The sequence below is a fragment of the Sorangium sp. So ce693 genome (genome assembly GCF_051521375.1).
Lineage (GTDB): Bacteria > Myxococcota_A > Polyangia > Polyangiales > Polyangiaceae > Sorangium > Sorangium atrum.
This window is the reverse complement of record NZ_CP150347.1, coordinates 4,016,848-4,031,299: the sequence shown is the minus strand read 5'-3', so window position 1 is coordinate 4,031,299 and position 14,452 is coordinate 4,016,848. Positions and strand designations below refer to the sequence as shown.

Sequence of the window (14,452 nt, the reverse complement as noted above, 5' to 3'; positions counted from 1 at the left end):
CCTCGAGAGGCCGCGTTACAGATCCCTTGCCATCGACCTCGCCGGCTCGGTACTTCGTCCTTGGGCCTCGTCGCTCGTGCGGAGGGGCGGAGTCACCGCCCCGGCGCCGCCGGCCTCAGGGGCGAGCTGCGGGTCGAGACCCCGAGCTGGAGGTAGTGAGCGCCGCCTCCCCGTCGGTGGCGGCGCCCCCGCCCGTGAACGGCGTTGTGCAGAACAGCGCCTCGACATTCGCCTCCTGGCAGTGGCCATAGGCGTTGGGGGTGCGGTCGCAGCTGAGGGACCGGCACTCCGCAACGTCGAAGCAGATGGCGCCTTCGGACTTGCTGCCGGGGGCGACGTCGTTCAGGCCGTCGTGACAGACGCCCTGGTCGCAGTAACCGCTATAGCTGTCGACGCTGACCAGACCGTCGAACGTGTCGGTGTTCTCGCTGTAGCAGTCCTGGTGGCTGCGGCAGGCGGTGCAGGTGGCGGCCAGGCTGGCCTGGGAGGTGATCTTCATGAGGCCGCTTTCGCAGTCGCCAGGGTCCAGGGCCTGCTCGCCGTTCTTGTGGAGGGGCTGGCAAGTGCGCTCCTCGGGATAGTCCCCGCCGGAGAAGTAGGCGCGTAGGGCGGCCGTGGTCGGCAGGCAGCGGAGCCCGGGCGCGCACAGGTCGTCAGAGCTGCCGTCGCAGGGGCTCCCCTCGGCTGGCAAGGGCGGAGCGGGGCGGCAACGGTCGCCATCCGTCTCGCTGGTGCAGACCAGACCGGCGGCGCAGAGCAGGTCGGGGCAGAGCTCCCCCTCGGCGGGCAGCACCAGGCAGGTCCCGGCGGTCGACTCGGCGCTGGCCGGTTTGCAGATGGTCCCCTTGCAGGGATTCCCGCCCAGCGCGGCGGCGCCGGCCAGGTCGCAGGCGCTGCCCGGTTCCAGAGCCGGCTTCAGCAGGGCGGTGATGTCCAGGCCGCCGTCGGGCTCGCGGCAGCCGTCGCCGGACCGGCGCAGGCGGGCGATGAGGTCGCCGCCGGCCTGTTCGTCGTAGATGTACTGGGGGTTGCCGAGGGCGGGCAGCATCGTCGCCTCGCACAGGGCGGTCTCGCCGGCGGCGCAGGCGGCGTCGTCGGCGTACTTGCCGGTCGTCTGGGTGCAGCAGCGCTGCACCCCGGCGCAGCGGGCAGCGGACCATTCGGCGCAGAACGCGGTCAGGGGCACGGGATCGGCCGGCACCGGCGAGTTGCCGCCCGAGTCGCCGCCCGACGAGCAACCGGTCAGGGTCAGGGCTGCGGCGAGGGCCAGGGCGATGCGTCGCAGCGACGGGGCGGTAGAGCGGAAGCAAATCGATGTCATGGGCGCGGCTTCTATCATGTTGGGTAGCGGAGTTGACGGGCGGTGGAGCCCGAGCCGCCGGCCGATCGCCTCGTGGACGACACGAGACGGCGCGGCAGAGGGCGCTGGCCAGCGAGGCGACCACGGCGGCGTGAGACGACTGGTCGTCTTCAGAAGCTTCAGGATCCAGGGGCGCGGGCTCGGCGGCGGGGCCGGCGGCGGTCCTCCGCACTGACCGACGCGAGCAGCGCGCGATCGGCGACTAGGACTCGATCGCCTTCAGGCAGGCGTCGAGCTCGGCGGCGGTGAACGGCCGGCCTGCGCCGACGGATTCGCTCTCGGAGCTCATCGAAGCGGCGGTGCATCGCACGCGGGCGCCCTCCCGCGAACCGGCGCGCCGGGGCCGCGGCCGGGCGAGGCGCTTGACTCCGCATCGCGCCCGCGCTTCTACCCGCAGGGCAGCTCCGGCGCGAGGGAAGAGCTCGACAGGCTCGGGGCGCTCGCGTGGCCGGCTGGGTCCAGCCGGAATCGTATCTCCTTCAACAAAGAACGGCTCGCTTGACCGAGGGGCATGTCGCATGAACTGGAACGAAGCGCGCGCCACGCTCAAAGAGACGAAGGTACCGAGCGGCTACGAGCTGGTGCAGCTCCGGCGAGCCGATGTCCTCGCGCTGGTGGAGGACCTCCGCGGGTGGTACCCGGACATCGTCGTCGGCGCCGAGTCATGCCACCTGACGCCGGAGTTCTACTACGAGCAGACGATGCTCGCAGACGTCGCCGAGGACCGGCCGATCCTCCCGATCGTCGCGAGGCACCAGGGCGCCATCGTGGCGATGACCACCTTCGAGAAGAACGCGAGCGCGAGGACCATCACGTGCCGGATGGGCGCGATCGCTCCGGCGCATCGCGGCCCGTCCCTCGCGCTCCTCGGCCCGATGCTACTCGAGAGGCTCGGGCGCGCGATCGGAGCAGAGCTCGCGTACTACTTCGCGACGTTGAAATCACCCCATCAGCAGGTCCTGGCCGAACGGCAGAGATACAGGCTGGTCGGGATCATGCCGGCTCACGATCGCGACATGGTCCGGCCGGGTGAGGTGAAGCGGGTGTACGAGGCGATTTACGCCAAGGTGCTCGTCCCCGACGACGCCATCGAGGTGCCGGCGGGCAGCGCGCTGACGGTCCGGACGCGCGCCGTATGGGCGTCGCTCTTCGGCTCGCTTCCAGCGTGACGACGAGGCGCCGGCCGGCACCTCCGACGTTCCGGCCGAGCGGCGCCGCCTCTGACCTCCATGCGTGAGTGTTCCTGGGGAGCGCGCCTATCGGCCGGCGCGCTGGTAGGAGCAGGTCGCGCCGCCGTCGCCCGCCTCGACGAGAGCGCCCGTCTCCACCTCGAAGAGGCGCTGCCGGCGCGCTCGTTCGCGGCGATCCGCTCGCGGGTGGTCCAGGAGCACCGGGCGCTCCTGCTCACGTCGGTATGCTGAAAGAGCACTGCGCGCACACCCAAGACCGGATCGACCGTGCTCCGCGCCTCGACGAGGTCGAGTGTGCAACGGGTGTGGAGTGCGCGCTCAAGCGCTCACGAACGGTGCTCGTTTCGCAAGCCTCGCCACCACGGATACGAGCGCGGCGGGATCGATCGGCTTGGCGAGGTGCTCTTGGAAGCCGGCGCCTAGGGCCGACGCGCGGTCCTCGGACCGCGCGAACGCCGTCATCGCGATGGCCGGTGCGGCCGCCGCGAGCGGCGCGCGGCCGCCGCGGACCTGCCGCATCAGCTCGTAGCCATCCATGCCGGGCATGCTGATGTCGCTCACCAACACGTCGATGGGATGATCCACAAGCCACTCCAGCGACTCGGATCCAGACGCCGTCACGTGCACATCCGCGCCGTGTTCCGCGAGGACGCGCTGCACAAGATCGCGCGAGTCGACGTCGTCCTCCACGACCAGCACGCGCGTGCCGGTAAGGTCCATGGGCTCCCAGCGCGTGACGCTCGCCGCGTCATACGTGCGCCGCCGCGCCAAGTCCGCGGGTAGCTCGACGATGAAGCGCGCCCCAGCGCCGGGGCCGGTGCTCTCGGCGCGGATCGTTCCGCCGTGCCGCTCGACCACATGCTTCACGATCGCCAAGCCTAGGCCGAGACCGCCGTGGTGGCGCGCTACGGACGCGTCGGCCTGCCGAAAGCGATCGAAAATATGCGGCAGGAACTCGGGCTCAATACCCTGCCCGGTGTCGTGGACGTCGAGCACGACGCGAGCCCCCTCGCGGGTGAGTGTCACGTCAACGCACCCGCCCTTAGGCGTGAACTTGATCGCATTGGAGACGAGGTTGGAGACGACCTGCTGGAGCCGCCCCGTGTTGCCCACGACGGGCGCGCCGTACGGCGTGGGGGATGTGCGCAGCGTCACGCCCTTGGCGTCGGCGGAGGCGCGCAGATCATTGACCGCTGCATCGACGACCGGGGCGAGATCGAGCGGAGTGAATTCGAGGCTGAGCTTCCCTGCGGCGATGCGACTTACGTCCAACAGGTCGTCGACGAGCTGCGCCAAGAGGCCCGTGTTGCGCGCGATGACGTCGAGTCCCTTGGCGAGCTGCTCGGCGCTGATGGCAGGACGGCGCAGGATGGCGGTCCAGCCGTGGATCGCGTTAAGCGGCGTGCGCAGCTCGTGCGAGATCGTGGAGACGAACTCGTCCTTGAGACGGCTCGCGCGCTCGGCGTCCGCCCGCGCGGCGCGCTCGCTCTCGAGCAGCAGCTCGCGCTCGGCATCGGCCCGCTTCTTCTCGGTGAGGTCGTGCATGACGATGGCAGCGTAGTGCCCGTCCGCGACGCGCACCGGGGTCATGTTTGCCCACATGGGAACCTCGCCCCCGTGGGCGATGCGCACGGTCACCTCAACGGTCTCGCCGAGCCTGTCGGCGCGCCCTGCCGTGCGCGCGAGGCTGTCGCCTAGCGCGGGCACGATCTCGCCGAGCGATCGCCCGAGGAGCTCGCTGGAGGACAGACCCAGCGTCTGGCAGGCGGTCTTGTTCACATCACGGAGCCGGCCATCAGGCAGGTCGGCGAGGAGGATCGCGTCGCAGCTCTCGTCGAGGGCGGCGCGGAAGCGCTCCAGCTCCGCGATGCGGGCGCGGAGCTCGGGGTAGTAGTTTTTGCGGATCGAGCCCTCACCGAGGCCCAGAACTCTCGCGAGGTTCTCGTCGAGCTCGATGGGCGCGAGATCATAGGGCTCTTTCATATATCTCCTCCACTTGCTTCTGGTCCACAGGTCGAGGATTGGTGAAGATGCAAACGTCATCCATCGCGTGGCGCGCCAGCTCGGGAATGTCGCTGCGCCGCACGCCAGACTGGCCGAGCGTCTCGGTGATGCCGACCTCGCTGCAGAGCGCCTCGATGGCGGCGCGGAGGCGGGCGCACTTCTCGGTGGAGCTCAGGCCTTCGAGCTCGAGGCCCATGGCCTCGGCAATACGGACGTAGCGCTCCTCCGCAGCCGAGAAGTTGAAGGCCACCACGTGCCTGACCACGACCGAGTTGCACTCGCCATGCGGGAGGTCAAGCCAGCCGCCGAGGCTGTGAGACATGGCGTGGAGGACGCCGAGGCTGGCATTCGAGAAGGCCAGGCCCGCCTCCAGGCTCGCGAGCATCATCCGCGTACGTGCCTCGAGATCGCTCGGATCGCGAAAAGACGCCGGGAGGGTCGTCATCACGAGGTGCGCGGCGTCGAGCGCGTGGACGTCGGTCAGCGGCGAGCTGCCGCGCGACACGAACGCCTCGAGTGCGTGACTGAGCGTGGATTTCGCGCCCAGAAATCCGATCCGGGGCGTGAGAAATCCGGCGCTGTAAAAGGAACGCCTTGAAAGAAAGGCTCGGCGTGGCGACCCGTCCGGGTTGCTATGACCAAACGAAGGCACACGCCGAGCACCTCCAAGGTGCGCCGGCGCGAACTCGGGTTCAAGAGGAAAGGCGACGGGCGGCACCAGGAGCGAATCCGGCGGCCAAACCCTGCCATGATTCACATCGCGCCCACGGAGAAGAATCTGACGGGCATCGCAGGGCTTGCCCCATTCGGCGCCTTCATCCGGGAGCTTGGCGTCGACGCGGCCTTGAGCCGCAGGTTCTTCCGGCTGAAGTCGGGTCGCTCGGTTATCTACCCGATGGCCGCGCAGATGCGCCTGCTGATGGACGGCGCGCTCGCCGGCGAGGAGCGCGTCTTCGGCATCGAGGCGCTCGCCGTCGATCCGCTCTTCGTACGCCTCGCCGGCGGGGTCGTCCCGAGCATCGACACCGTCTACCGGGACCTGTGCCGCTTCGACGACGATGCGCTCGAGGCGCTGCACAGCATGGTCGTCGATCACGGGCTTGCCCTGGTTGCTCGCCGAAAGCACCGATTCGTGCATATCGACGTCGACACCACCGTGGAGCCGCTCTTCGGAATGCAGGAGGGGGCGCGGCCGGGCCCGAACCCGCGCTACCACGGCCGGCCGAGCTATCATCCGATCCTGGCGCGGATCGCCGAGGTTGACGCCATCGTCGGGGCCAAGCTGCGACCGGGCGACACGAGCTTCGGCGAAGCCGATGTGCCCTTCGTCGAGAAGTGCATTGATCGCGCGCGCGCCGCAGCTCCGAGTGCAGCCATCTACGTACGGATCGATGGCGCTGGGGATTGCAGCGCCTTGATGCACGCCGTTGCTGCGAAGGGATGCTTTTTCCTGACCAAGGCGCGGATGAGCCCCGATCTGGTGGGCAGGATCGCGTACGCCACCGGATGGCGGACCATCGACCGAGATGCCGACGGTCGTCCTCGACGGCAGGTGACCGAGGTGCTCTTCCGGCGCCGCGATTGGCCCGATGGGGTCCGCGTCATCGCCGTACGCACACGCGACCGGGAGAATGGCAAGCAGATCAACCTTTGGGAGGGGCTCGACTACACGGTGCAGGTCTTTTTGACCAACGAGCCGGTCGAAGCGCCGGAAGACGTCGCGGCGCGGTATGACCTGCGCGCGGGCATCGAGCCGCTCATTGGCGAGCTCAAGCACGGGTGGGGATGCGGTCGCGTGCCGAGCCACTGCTTCAACGCCAATCATGCCGCGCTGCTGCTGAAGCTGCTGACGGCCAACCTGATGCGCCGCTATGTGCTGGAGCACGTTCCGCACCTGGCGAGCTGGCGAACGCCGTGGCTGCGCCGCGCGCTGATCCTCGTTCCGGGAAGGTTGGCCCGGTCGGGTCGGGGCACGACCCTGCACGTGCCGACGTGCTCGCAGCTCGCCCGCTGGCTCAATTGAAAATGAAACCAGCCGAAATGATCGTGGGGGGTAAGGGGGGCGTGCGCCTTCGTGACGCTCTGGGCGTCAGCCAATTGTAGTTTAAACCGCACGCGCTTGGCCGAGCGCCGCTCGCACGGCGCCTTCGGCTCGCTCGTGCCCCCCTGGGCGCGAAATCCACGCTGAGAGCGTCGATGCCGGTGCACGCCGTAAGGCGGGGATCCATCGTCAGGAGCGTCCGGGGATCGACCAGCGAAACGTCCGGCACGATCGCCTTGCTGATAATGGCGACCTTCGTGCGCGCCGCCGGGTCGGTGATGATGGCAAACTGAGCGTGGATTTCGCGCCCAGGGGGGCACGAGCGAGCCGAAGGCGCCGTGCGAGCGGCGCTCGGCCAAGCGCGTGCGGTTTAAACTACAATTGGCTGACGCCCAGAGCGTCACGAAGGCGCACGCCCCCCTTACCCCCCACGATCATTTCGGCTGGTTTCATTTTCAATTGAGCCAGCGGGCGAGCTGCGAGCACGTCGGCACGTGCAGGGTCGTGCCCCGACCCGACCGGGCCAACCTTCCCGGAACGAGGATCAGCGCGCGGCGCAGCCACGGCGTTCGCCAGCTCGCCAGGTGCGGAACGTGCTCCAGCACATAGCGGCGCATCAGGTTGGCCGTCAGCAGCTTCAGCAGCAGCGCGGCATGATTGGCGTTGAAGCAGTGGCTCGGCACGCGACCGCATCCCCACCCGTGCTTGAGCTCGCCAATGAGCGGCTCGATGCCCGCGCGCAGGTCATACCGCGCCGCGACGTCTTCCGGCGCTTCGACCGGCTCGTTGGTCAAAAAGACCTGCACCGTGTAGTCGAGCCCCTCCCAAAGGTTGATCTGCTTGCCATTCTCCCGGTCGCGTGTGCGTACGGCGATGACGCGGACCCCATCGGGCCAATCGCGGCGCCGGAAGAGCACCTCGGTCACCTGCCGTCGAGGACGACCGTCGGCATCTCGGTCGATGGTCCGCCATCCGGTGGCGTACGCGATCCTGCCCACCAGATCGGGGCTCATCCGCGCCTTGGTCAGGAAAAAGCATCCCTTCGCAGCAACGGCGTGCATCAAGGCGCTGCAATCCCCAGCGCCATCGATCCGTACGTAGATGGCTGCACTCGGAGCTGCGGCGCGCGCGCGATCAATGCACTTCTCGACGAAGGGCACATCGGCTTCGCCGAAGCTCGTGTCGCCCGGTCGCAGCTTGGCCCCGACGATGGCGTCAACCTCGGCGATCCGCGCCAGGATCGGATGATAGCTCGGCCGGCCGTGGTAGCGCGGGTTCGGGCCCGGCCGCGCCCCCTCCTGCATTCCGAAGAGCGGCTCCACGGTGGTGTCGACGTCGATATGCACGAATCGGTGCTTTCGGCGAGCAACCAGGGCAAGCCCGTGATCGACGACCATGCTGTGCAGCGCCTCGAGCGCATCGTCGTCGAAGCGGCACAGGTCCCGGTAGACGGTGTCGATGCTCGGGACGACCCCGCCGGCGAGGCGTACGAAGAGCGGATCGACGGCGAGCGCCTCGATGCCGAAGACGCGCTCCTCGCCGGCGAGCGCGCCGTCCATCAGCAGGCGCATCTGCGCGGCCATCGGGTAGATAACCGAGCGACCCGACTTCAGCCGGAAGAACCTGCGGCTCAAGGCCGCGTCGACGCCAAGCTCCCGGATGAAGGCGCCGAATGGGGCAAGCCCTGCGATGCCCGTCAGATTCTTCTCCGTAGGCGCGATGTGAATCATGGCAGGGTTTGGCCGCCGGATTCGCTCCTGGTGCCGCCCGTCGCCTTTCCTCTTGAACCCGAGTTCGCGCCGGCGCACCTTGGAGGTGCTCGGCGTGTGCCTTCGTTTGGTCATAGCAACCCGGACGGGTCGCCACGCCGAGCCTTTCTTTCAAGGCGTTCCTTTTACAGCGCCGGATTTCTCACGCCCCGGATCGGATTTCTGGGCGCGAAATCCACGCTGAGAGACATCGGAGGCGGCGCCCGCCGTGGTGGGGATCGCGACGAGCGGCGGCATCGGGGTGGAGACCCGATCGGCGCCGACGAACTCGAGGATATGCTGATGGTTGGAGCTGACGAGACCGATGCCCTTGGCGCAGTCGGTCGGGCTGCCACCGCCGACCGCCACGATGATGTCGCAGCCGCGGGCCTGGTAAAGCTCGGTCCCAGCGATCACCTCCTCGATGGTCGGGTTCGCGCGGATGTCCGAGAACATGGAGTACGCGACGCCCGCCTTCTCCAGCGACTCGGCGACGTCGGTCGCCCATCCGGCAGCGAGCACGCCGGGATCCGTGACCAGGAGCACGTGCTTCGCGCCGAGGTGCTTGCAGTACCGGCCGGCGAGCAGACGGGCGTCGATGCCGAAGATCACCTCCGGGGTGACGAATTTCCGAAGACTGCGGACGAATCGCTCCATGGGCAGCTACACGGCCCGCCCTGCGCGGTCGCTCCGCGCTGCGCGCGAGCAGTGTTGACTCTCTGGCGCCGCGCGTCGCCACGCGCAAGCAAAGGAGGTGAGCGTGGCGATTTATTGTAGATAGGCGTACTAATCGTGGATTTCGCGCCCAGAAATCCGATCCGGGGCGTGAGAAATCCGGCGCTGTAAAAGGAACGCCTTGAAAGAAAGGCTCGGCGTGGCGACCCGTCCGGGTTGCTATGACCAAACGAAGGCACACGCCGAGCACCTCCAAGGTGCGCCGGCGCGAACTCGGGTTCAAGAGGAAAGGCGACGGGCGGCACCAGGAGCGAATCCGGCGGCCAAACCCTGCCATGATTCACATCGCGCCCACGGAGAAGAATCTGACGGGCATCGCAGGGCTTGCCCCATTCGGCGCCTTCATCCGGGAGCTTGGCGTCGACGCGGCCTTGAGCCGCAGGTTCTTCCGGCTGAAGTCGGGTCGCTCGGTTATCTACCCGATGGCCGCGCAGATGCGCCTGCTGATGGACGGCGCGCTCGCCGGCGAGGAGCGCGTCTTCGGCATCGAGGCGCTCGCCGTCGATCCGCTCTTCGTACGCCTCGCCGGCGGGGTCGTCCCGAGCATCGACACCGTCTACCGGGACCTGTGCCGCTTCGACGACGATGCGCTCGAGGCGCTGCACAGCATGGTCGTCGATCACGGGCTTGCCCTGGTTGCTCGCCGAAAGCACCGATTCGTGCATATCGACGTCGACACCACCGTGGAGCCGCTCTTCGGAATGCAGGAGGGGGCGCGGCCGGGCCCGAACCCGCGCTACCACGGCCGGCCGAGCTATCATCCGATCCTGGCGCGGATCGCCGAGGTTGACGCCATCGTCGGGGCCAAGCTGCGACCGGGCGACACGAGCTTCGGCGAAGCCGATGTGCCCTTCGTCGAGAAGTGCATTGATCGCGCGCGCGCCGCAGCTCCGAGTGCAGCCATCTACGTACGGATCGATGGCGCTGGGGATTGCAGCGCCTTGATGCACGCCGTTGCTGCGAAGGGATGCTTTTTCCTGACCAAGGCGCGGATGAGCCCCGATCTGGTGGGCAGGATCGCGTACGCCACCGGATGGCGGACCATCGACCGAGATGCCGACGGTCGTCCTCGACGGCAGGTGACCGAGGTGCTCTTCCGGCGCCGCGATTGGCCCGATGGGGTCCGCGTCATCGCCGTACGCACACGCGACCGGGAGAATGGCAAGCAGATCAACCTTTGGGAGGGGCTCGACTACACGGTGCAGGTCTTTTTGACCAACGAGCCGGTCGAAGCGCCGGAAGACGTCGCGGCGCGGTATGACCTGCGCGCGGGCATCGAGCCGCTCATTGGCGAGCTCAAGCACGGGTGGGGATGCGGTCGCGTGCCGAGCCACTGCTTCAACGCCAATCATGCCGCGCTGCTGCTGAAGCTGCTGACGGCCAACCTGATGCGCCGCTATGTGCTGGAGCACGTTCCGCACCTGGCGAGCTGGCGAACGCCGTGGCTGCGCCGCGCGCTGATCCTCGTTCCGGGAAGGTTGGCCCGGTCGGGTCGGGGCACGACCCTGCACGTGCCGACGTGCTCGCAGCTCGCCCGCTGGCTCAATTGAAAATGAAACCAGCCGAAATGATCGTGGGGGGTAAGGGGGGCGTGCGCCTTCGTGACGCTCTGGGCGTCAGCCAATTGTAGTTTAAACCGCACGCGCTTGGCCGAGCGCCGCTCGCACGGCGCCTTCGGCTCGCTCGTGCCCCCCTGGGCGCGAAATCCACGCTAATGGTCCTCCCCCGCTTCCGTCTCGGCATTGATCGGATCTCGATCGCCTGCGGGAATTTGAGCCACGGGCGGGTCGTTCCGGGCCGCCATGAGCGACGGCAGTCGGGCTGAGGCCAGGAACTGGGCTTACGAGGAGTTCGGACACGCGGAACTCGGCGATGCGCGCCGCACGATGCGCCTGGTGCGCATGGCGACCACCGCGGCCCTCCGGCCCGGCGGCACGGTTCTCGAGGTGTTCCTCAGCAGCGCGGAGCGACAGGCCGCCTACGACTTCCTGGCCAACCCGGACATCCGGCAGGAGGACCTCCTGACGGCCGTGGCCGTAGCGACGGCGAGCCCATGCGAGAGCCATCCCTTCGTTTTCGTGGCCGTGGACGGCACCAGTCTCACGCTGGCCGACCGTGCGTGCACGAAGGACTTCGGCGCGATCGGCTCGACAGCCAACGGAGCCAGCGGAGTGAAGGTGGTCCACGCCTACGCGGTCTCGCCAGCGGGGGTTCCCTTGGGGATCCTCGACCAGCAGTGGTGGAGCCGTACGCGGCAGAATTCGTCCTTGGGCGACAACGTACTAGCCTTGCCACGGTGGATCCGTCCGACCCCGTGGCCCGGTACCTCCCTCGGCTCGGGCGCGCCCGCGCCGAGGGCCTCGCGCTGCCGCCCGGCGCGCCGGCCGAGGAGCGCCGCGTGGCAGCGCTGGTGGTGCTCGCGTCGATCGTGCGCCGCGAAGGCTGGACCGAGGTCGTCGACCTCAGCCAGGAAGACGCGCTCCAGATCGCCCCGGGAGAGCCGCCGCTCCCCGACGCCTTCGAGGCCCGCGCCCACCGGCGCCTTGTCGAGCATCTCGGCCTCCGGCCCTGCACCGCGTGCGCCGGCGCCAGCGCGAGCCCCGTCGTCTGCGCGTCCTGCATGGGCGACGGCCACATGCGTCGGGTGCGCATCCGCCACGTGCAGGACCGCCCGATCGAGGTGCGCGAGCTCTACGCGCCACGCGAGATGTCCTTCGTGCCGGCGCTGTTCCCGTTCGAGAGCGCCCTGAAGCGCGCGCTGGGCGCCGCGGATCCCCCCGAGCCCCTGCGCTGCCTCGACCTCCGCCCCCGGGCGGTGCGCACCGCCTACCGAGGCGGCGGCGACCGGGCGGTCGAGCCGGATTTTCATGGCCACCATTTTGCCGGCACGATCGAGAGCGCGGTGGCCACCCTCAGCGCGTTCGCCACGGGGGGCCGGATCGTGGCGCAGGCGGTGCGCGCTTACGCGTGGCCGCTGCTCTGGCTGCGCTACGGCCCCGGCGAGCCCGCGCGCGACGTGATCGTCTTCCCCGATCTCACAGGCGCGCTCCAGGCCTTCTCGGGCGCGAGCCCGGGCGAGTTCGGCGGCCCCCCGCTGCAGCGACAGCATCCGCGGGGGTAGAGCGAGCCCTCGCGCAGGCGATCAGCCTGCGGGCCGCGGTCAGGCCGCCTCCGGAGCGCGGTCTCTCGCGCAGTAGCGCTCGATCCACTCGACGATGCGGCGGCTATAGAACACACGGTGGCTCGGCTTGCCGTGCTCGGCGAGGTGGTGATCGCCGCCAGGAAAGCGGATGAACTCGACGGGCGCCTTGCCCGAACGCGCGAGCGCCGCGAAGAGCTCCTCCGACTGGCCGATGGGGCAGCGGTGGTCCTCCTCGCCACACAGGATCAGGGTGGGTGTCGTGGCCTCGCCGGCCGAGGATACCGGCGAGAGCTTGCGGTAGAGCTCTCGCTTGTCGAACGGCTCTCCTCGCATGTCGTGGGGATCGACGTAGTAGCCGGTGTCGGACGTCCCGAAATGGGACTCGAGGTTCGCCACCGGCGCGCCCGAGACGGCGGCGCGGAAGCGCTTCGTTTTGCCGATCGCCCACGCCGCCATGAAGCCGCCGTACGACTTGCCCGCGATGGCGACGCGATCGCCGTCGACCGTGCCCTCGGCGACCAGCTCGTCGATGGCGGCGAGGTGCTCCGGCAGGTCGCGCTCGCCCCAGCGCCCCCGCAGGCGATCGGCGAACTCCTTTCCCTGTCCGGCCGAGCCGACCGGGTTCAAGGACAGGACGGCCCACCCGCGGGACACCAGCACATACCAGTACGGCCGGTAGGTGAAGCCGAACTCGACAGAGGCGTGCGGGCCCCCGTGCACATGGACGAGCAGCGGTACGGGTCCCCCGCCGCCTCCCGGCGGCAGCATCAGCAGGCCGACGTTCTTCATCCCCGACGCGCCACGGAACTCCCGCAGCGAGACGTCGGGCCACGCGCGATCCTCGCCCCACGCCTCGTTGACGTCGATGAGGAGCCGCGCGTCCGAGCCGTCCCAGCGCGCGCTCCCGAGCAGGCCGCAGAGGCGCATGCTGCTCCACAGGAACGCGATGGCTCCCGCGCCGGGCGCCGCGCTGATCTGCGTGATCTGACGATCATCCGAGATGGCCTTGCGGAGCGCGCGCCGCTCGACCGAGACCAGGACGACGTCCGAGGTGCTTTCGGTCGCGAGCACCACGGCGATCTCGCGCCCGTCCGCGGACCACGCCGGGGGCATCAGCTTGCCGAGCGGGAAGCTCGCGACCTCCGTGTCCTCCGAGGTGATCATGCGCGGCTCCGCCTCGCCGCGCGCGTCGACGACCCAGACGTGCAGCCGCGAGGCGCCGTCCTCGCGCGGGCCGTAGAAGGCGAGGGTGCGCCCGTCCGGCGACCAGGAGGGCATCGTGGCGAGCGGGCAGCTGCGCGTCACCTGCCGGAGCCCTTCGCCCGACGGCGTCATCACCCAGAGGTCGCTGCGGTGGGCGTCACGGGGGCCCGCCCGCGTCCGGCTGAACGCGATGAGGCGCCCGTCGGGCGACCACGCCGGGTCGCTCTCGTTCGCGTCACCGCGCGTGATCTGCCGCGCCTCGCCCCCCTCGGCAGGGACGATGAAGAGGTGCGTCCGGCGGTCCAGCAAGAACCCCACCCCATCGCTCTTGTACAGGGCCCTCGTCACCACCCGCGGAGCCCCCGGCGGCGCATCGGAGGCGACCTTCGCCGAGAGGACCAGGGCAGCGCCGTCAGGCGACCAGGCGGGGAGACCAGCGCCCGACTTGAGGTCGGTCAGCCGCCTCGCCTCGCCGCCGTCGATCCGGATCACATAGAGCTGCGCCGGGCCGCCGTCCCGATCCGAGAGGAAGGCGATCCGAGAGGAGTCCGGAGAGAAGCGGGGGCTCTCGTTCGTGTCCGAGCCGAACGTGATCTGCCGTGGAGCGCCTCCGCACGCGGGGATCAGCCACAGGTTGGAGACGTAGGTGTCTGCCTTGGCGTCGATCTCCTCGAGGACATAAACGATCCAGCGGCCGTCGGGCGAGAGGACCATCTCGGCGACGAGCTTGAACGACAGCAGGTCGTCCGGCTCGAAGCGGCGAGCGTCGGGATGTCGCATGGTACGGAAAGGCGAGCCGGGGGGGGCGAATGTCAAGACCTCCTCGGAGCGGCAAGGATCTCACGAGAGGACGCGCCGCGTACGGTGGACGGGATGCGCTTAGGGAACTGCGCATCTCCCCGACAGCAGCGCCGACAGGCTTGCTCGCGCGTCAAGGGGTGATGGGCTCGTCGATTCCATCCGTCGGGATCGCCGGACGGCTGATTCTCGCCGGTGGAGCGAAGGGGCGAATTCATGTGGGCTTCGAGC

At 69.1% G+C, this 14,452-nt stretch carries 11 protein-coding genes and 3 pseudogenes; 6 read left to right on the top strand and 8 right to left on the bottom strand.

Annotated features, from left to right (window positions below; genetic code table 11):
• Positions 1-115: 115 nt before the first annotated feature.
• A complete protein-coding gene (locus WMF14_RS15380) occupies positions 116-1,321 on the bottom strand; it encodes a hypothetical protein (protein WP_437801729.1) in 1,206 nt (401 codons plus the stop codon).
• A gap of 557 nt (positions 1,322-1,878) precedes the next feature.
• Between WMF14_RS15380 and WMF14_RS15375 the strand changes: the two genes are divergently transcribed.
• Both WMF14_RS15375 and WMF14_RS15370 read left to right on the top strand, forming a co-directional pair.
• Complete coding sequence (locus WMF14_RS15375; protein ID WP_437801727.1) at positions 1,879-2,529, top strand: hypothetical protein; 651 nt, start codon at positions 1,879-1,881, stop codon at positions 2,527-2,529.
• A 60-nt stretch (positions 2,530-2,589) separates the two neighbouring features.
• Positions 2,590-2,781: a hypothetical protein gene (locus WMF14_RS15370; protein WP_437801725.1), complete on the top strand. Its 192-nt coding sequence runs from the start codon at positions 2,590-2,592 to the stop codon at positions 2,779-2,781.
• Between the two features lie 87 nt (positions 2,782-2,868).
• On the opposite strand, the gene WMF14_RS15365 is transcribed toward WMF14_RS15370, so the two are convergent.
• The 3 genes and pseudogenes from WMF14_RS15365 to WMF14_RS15355 form a co-directional block, all read right to left on the bottom strand.
• Positions 2,869-4,047: an ATP-binding response regulator gene (locus WMF14_RS15365; protein WP_437804219.1), complete on the bottom strand. Its 1,179-nt coding sequence runs from the start codon at positions 4,045-4,047 to the stop codon at positions 2,869-2,871.
• Positions 4,036-4,533, bottom strand: a pseudogene (locus WMF14_RS15360) (PAS domain S-box protein); the annotation flags it as partial. The pseudogene WMF14_RS15360 and the gene WMF14_RS15365, both read right to left, overlap by 12 nt.
• Entirely contained in the window at positions 4,517-5,059 is a 543-nt protein-coding gene (locus WMF14_RS15355; protein WP_437804217.1) for a hypothetical protein, read from the bottom strand. The gene WMF14_RS15355 and the pseudogene WMF14_RS15360, both read right to left, overlap by 17 nt.
• Positions 5,060-5,188: 129 nt before the next feature.
• Here WMF14_RS15355 and WMF14_RS15350 point away from each other — a divergent pair, with 129 nt between their 5' ends.
• Positions 5,189-6,577, top strand: coding sequence for an IS1380 family transposase (locus WMF14_RS15350; RefSeq protein WP_437789980.1), 1,389 nt, complete (start codon positions 5,189-5,191; stop codon positions 6,575-6,577).
• 163 nt (positions 6,578-6,740) lie between these two features.
• On the opposite strand, the pseudogene WMF14_RS15345 reads toward WMF14_RS15350, so the two are convergent.
• The 3 genes and pseudogenes from WMF14_RS15345 to WMF14_RS15335 form a co-directional block, all read right to left on the bottom strand.
• Positions 6,741-6,890 (bottom strand): annotated as a pseudogene (locus WMF14_RS15345) (alcohol dehydrogenase); the annotation flags it as partial.
• A 160-nt stretch (positions 6,891-7,050) separates the two neighbouring features.
• Entirely contained in the window at positions 7,051-8,439 is a 1,389-nt protein-coding gene (locus tag WMF14_RS15340; RefSeq protein ID WP_437789980.1) for an IS1380 family transposase, read from the bottom strand.
• A gap of 36 nt (positions 8,440-8,475) precedes the next feature.
• Positions 8,476-9,000, bottom strand: coding sequence for an iron-containing alcohol dehydrogenase (locus tag WMF14_RS15335; protein ID WP_437801723.1), 525 nt, complete (start codon positions 8,998-9,000; stop codon positions 8,476-8,478).
• Positions 9,001-9,239: 239 nt separating this feature from the next.
• Here WMF14_RS15335 and WMF14_RS15330 point away from each other — a divergent pair, with 239 nt between their 5' ends.
• The 3 genes and pseudogenes from WMF14_RS15330 to WMF14_RS15320 all read left to right on the top strand — a co-directional run bounded on the left by WMF14_RS15330 (position 9,240) and on the right by WMF14_RS15320 (position 12,199).
• Positions 9,240-10,628, top strand: coding sequence for an IS1380 family transposase (locus WMF14_RS15330; protein ID WP_437789980.1), 1,389 nt, complete (start codon positions 9,240-9,242; stop codon positions 10,626-10,628).
• A 252-nt stretch (positions 10,629-10,880) separates the two neighbouring features.
• A pseudogene (locus WMF14_RS15325) lies at positions 10,881-11,072 on the top strand (IS4/Tn5 family transposase DNA-binding protein); the annotation flags it as partial.
• Positions 11,073-11,374: 302 nt separating this feature from the next.
• Positions 11,375-12,199, top strand: coding sequence for a hypothetical protein (locus WMF14_RS15320; protein WP_437804478.1), 825 nt, complete (start codon positions 11,375-11,377; stop codon positions 12,197-12,199).
• Positions 12,200-12,238: 39 nt separating this feature from the next.
• Here the strand turns inward: WMF14_RS15320 and WMF14_RS15315 are convergent, their stop codons facing one another.
• Positions 12,239-14,203 (bottom strand): S9 family peptidase, encoded by a 1,965-nt coding sequence (locus WMF14_RS15315; protein ID WP_437801721.1) that lies wholly within the window; start codon positions 14,201-14,203, stop codon positions 12,239-12,241.
• Between the last annotated feature and the right edge of the window lie 249 nt (positions 14,204-14,452).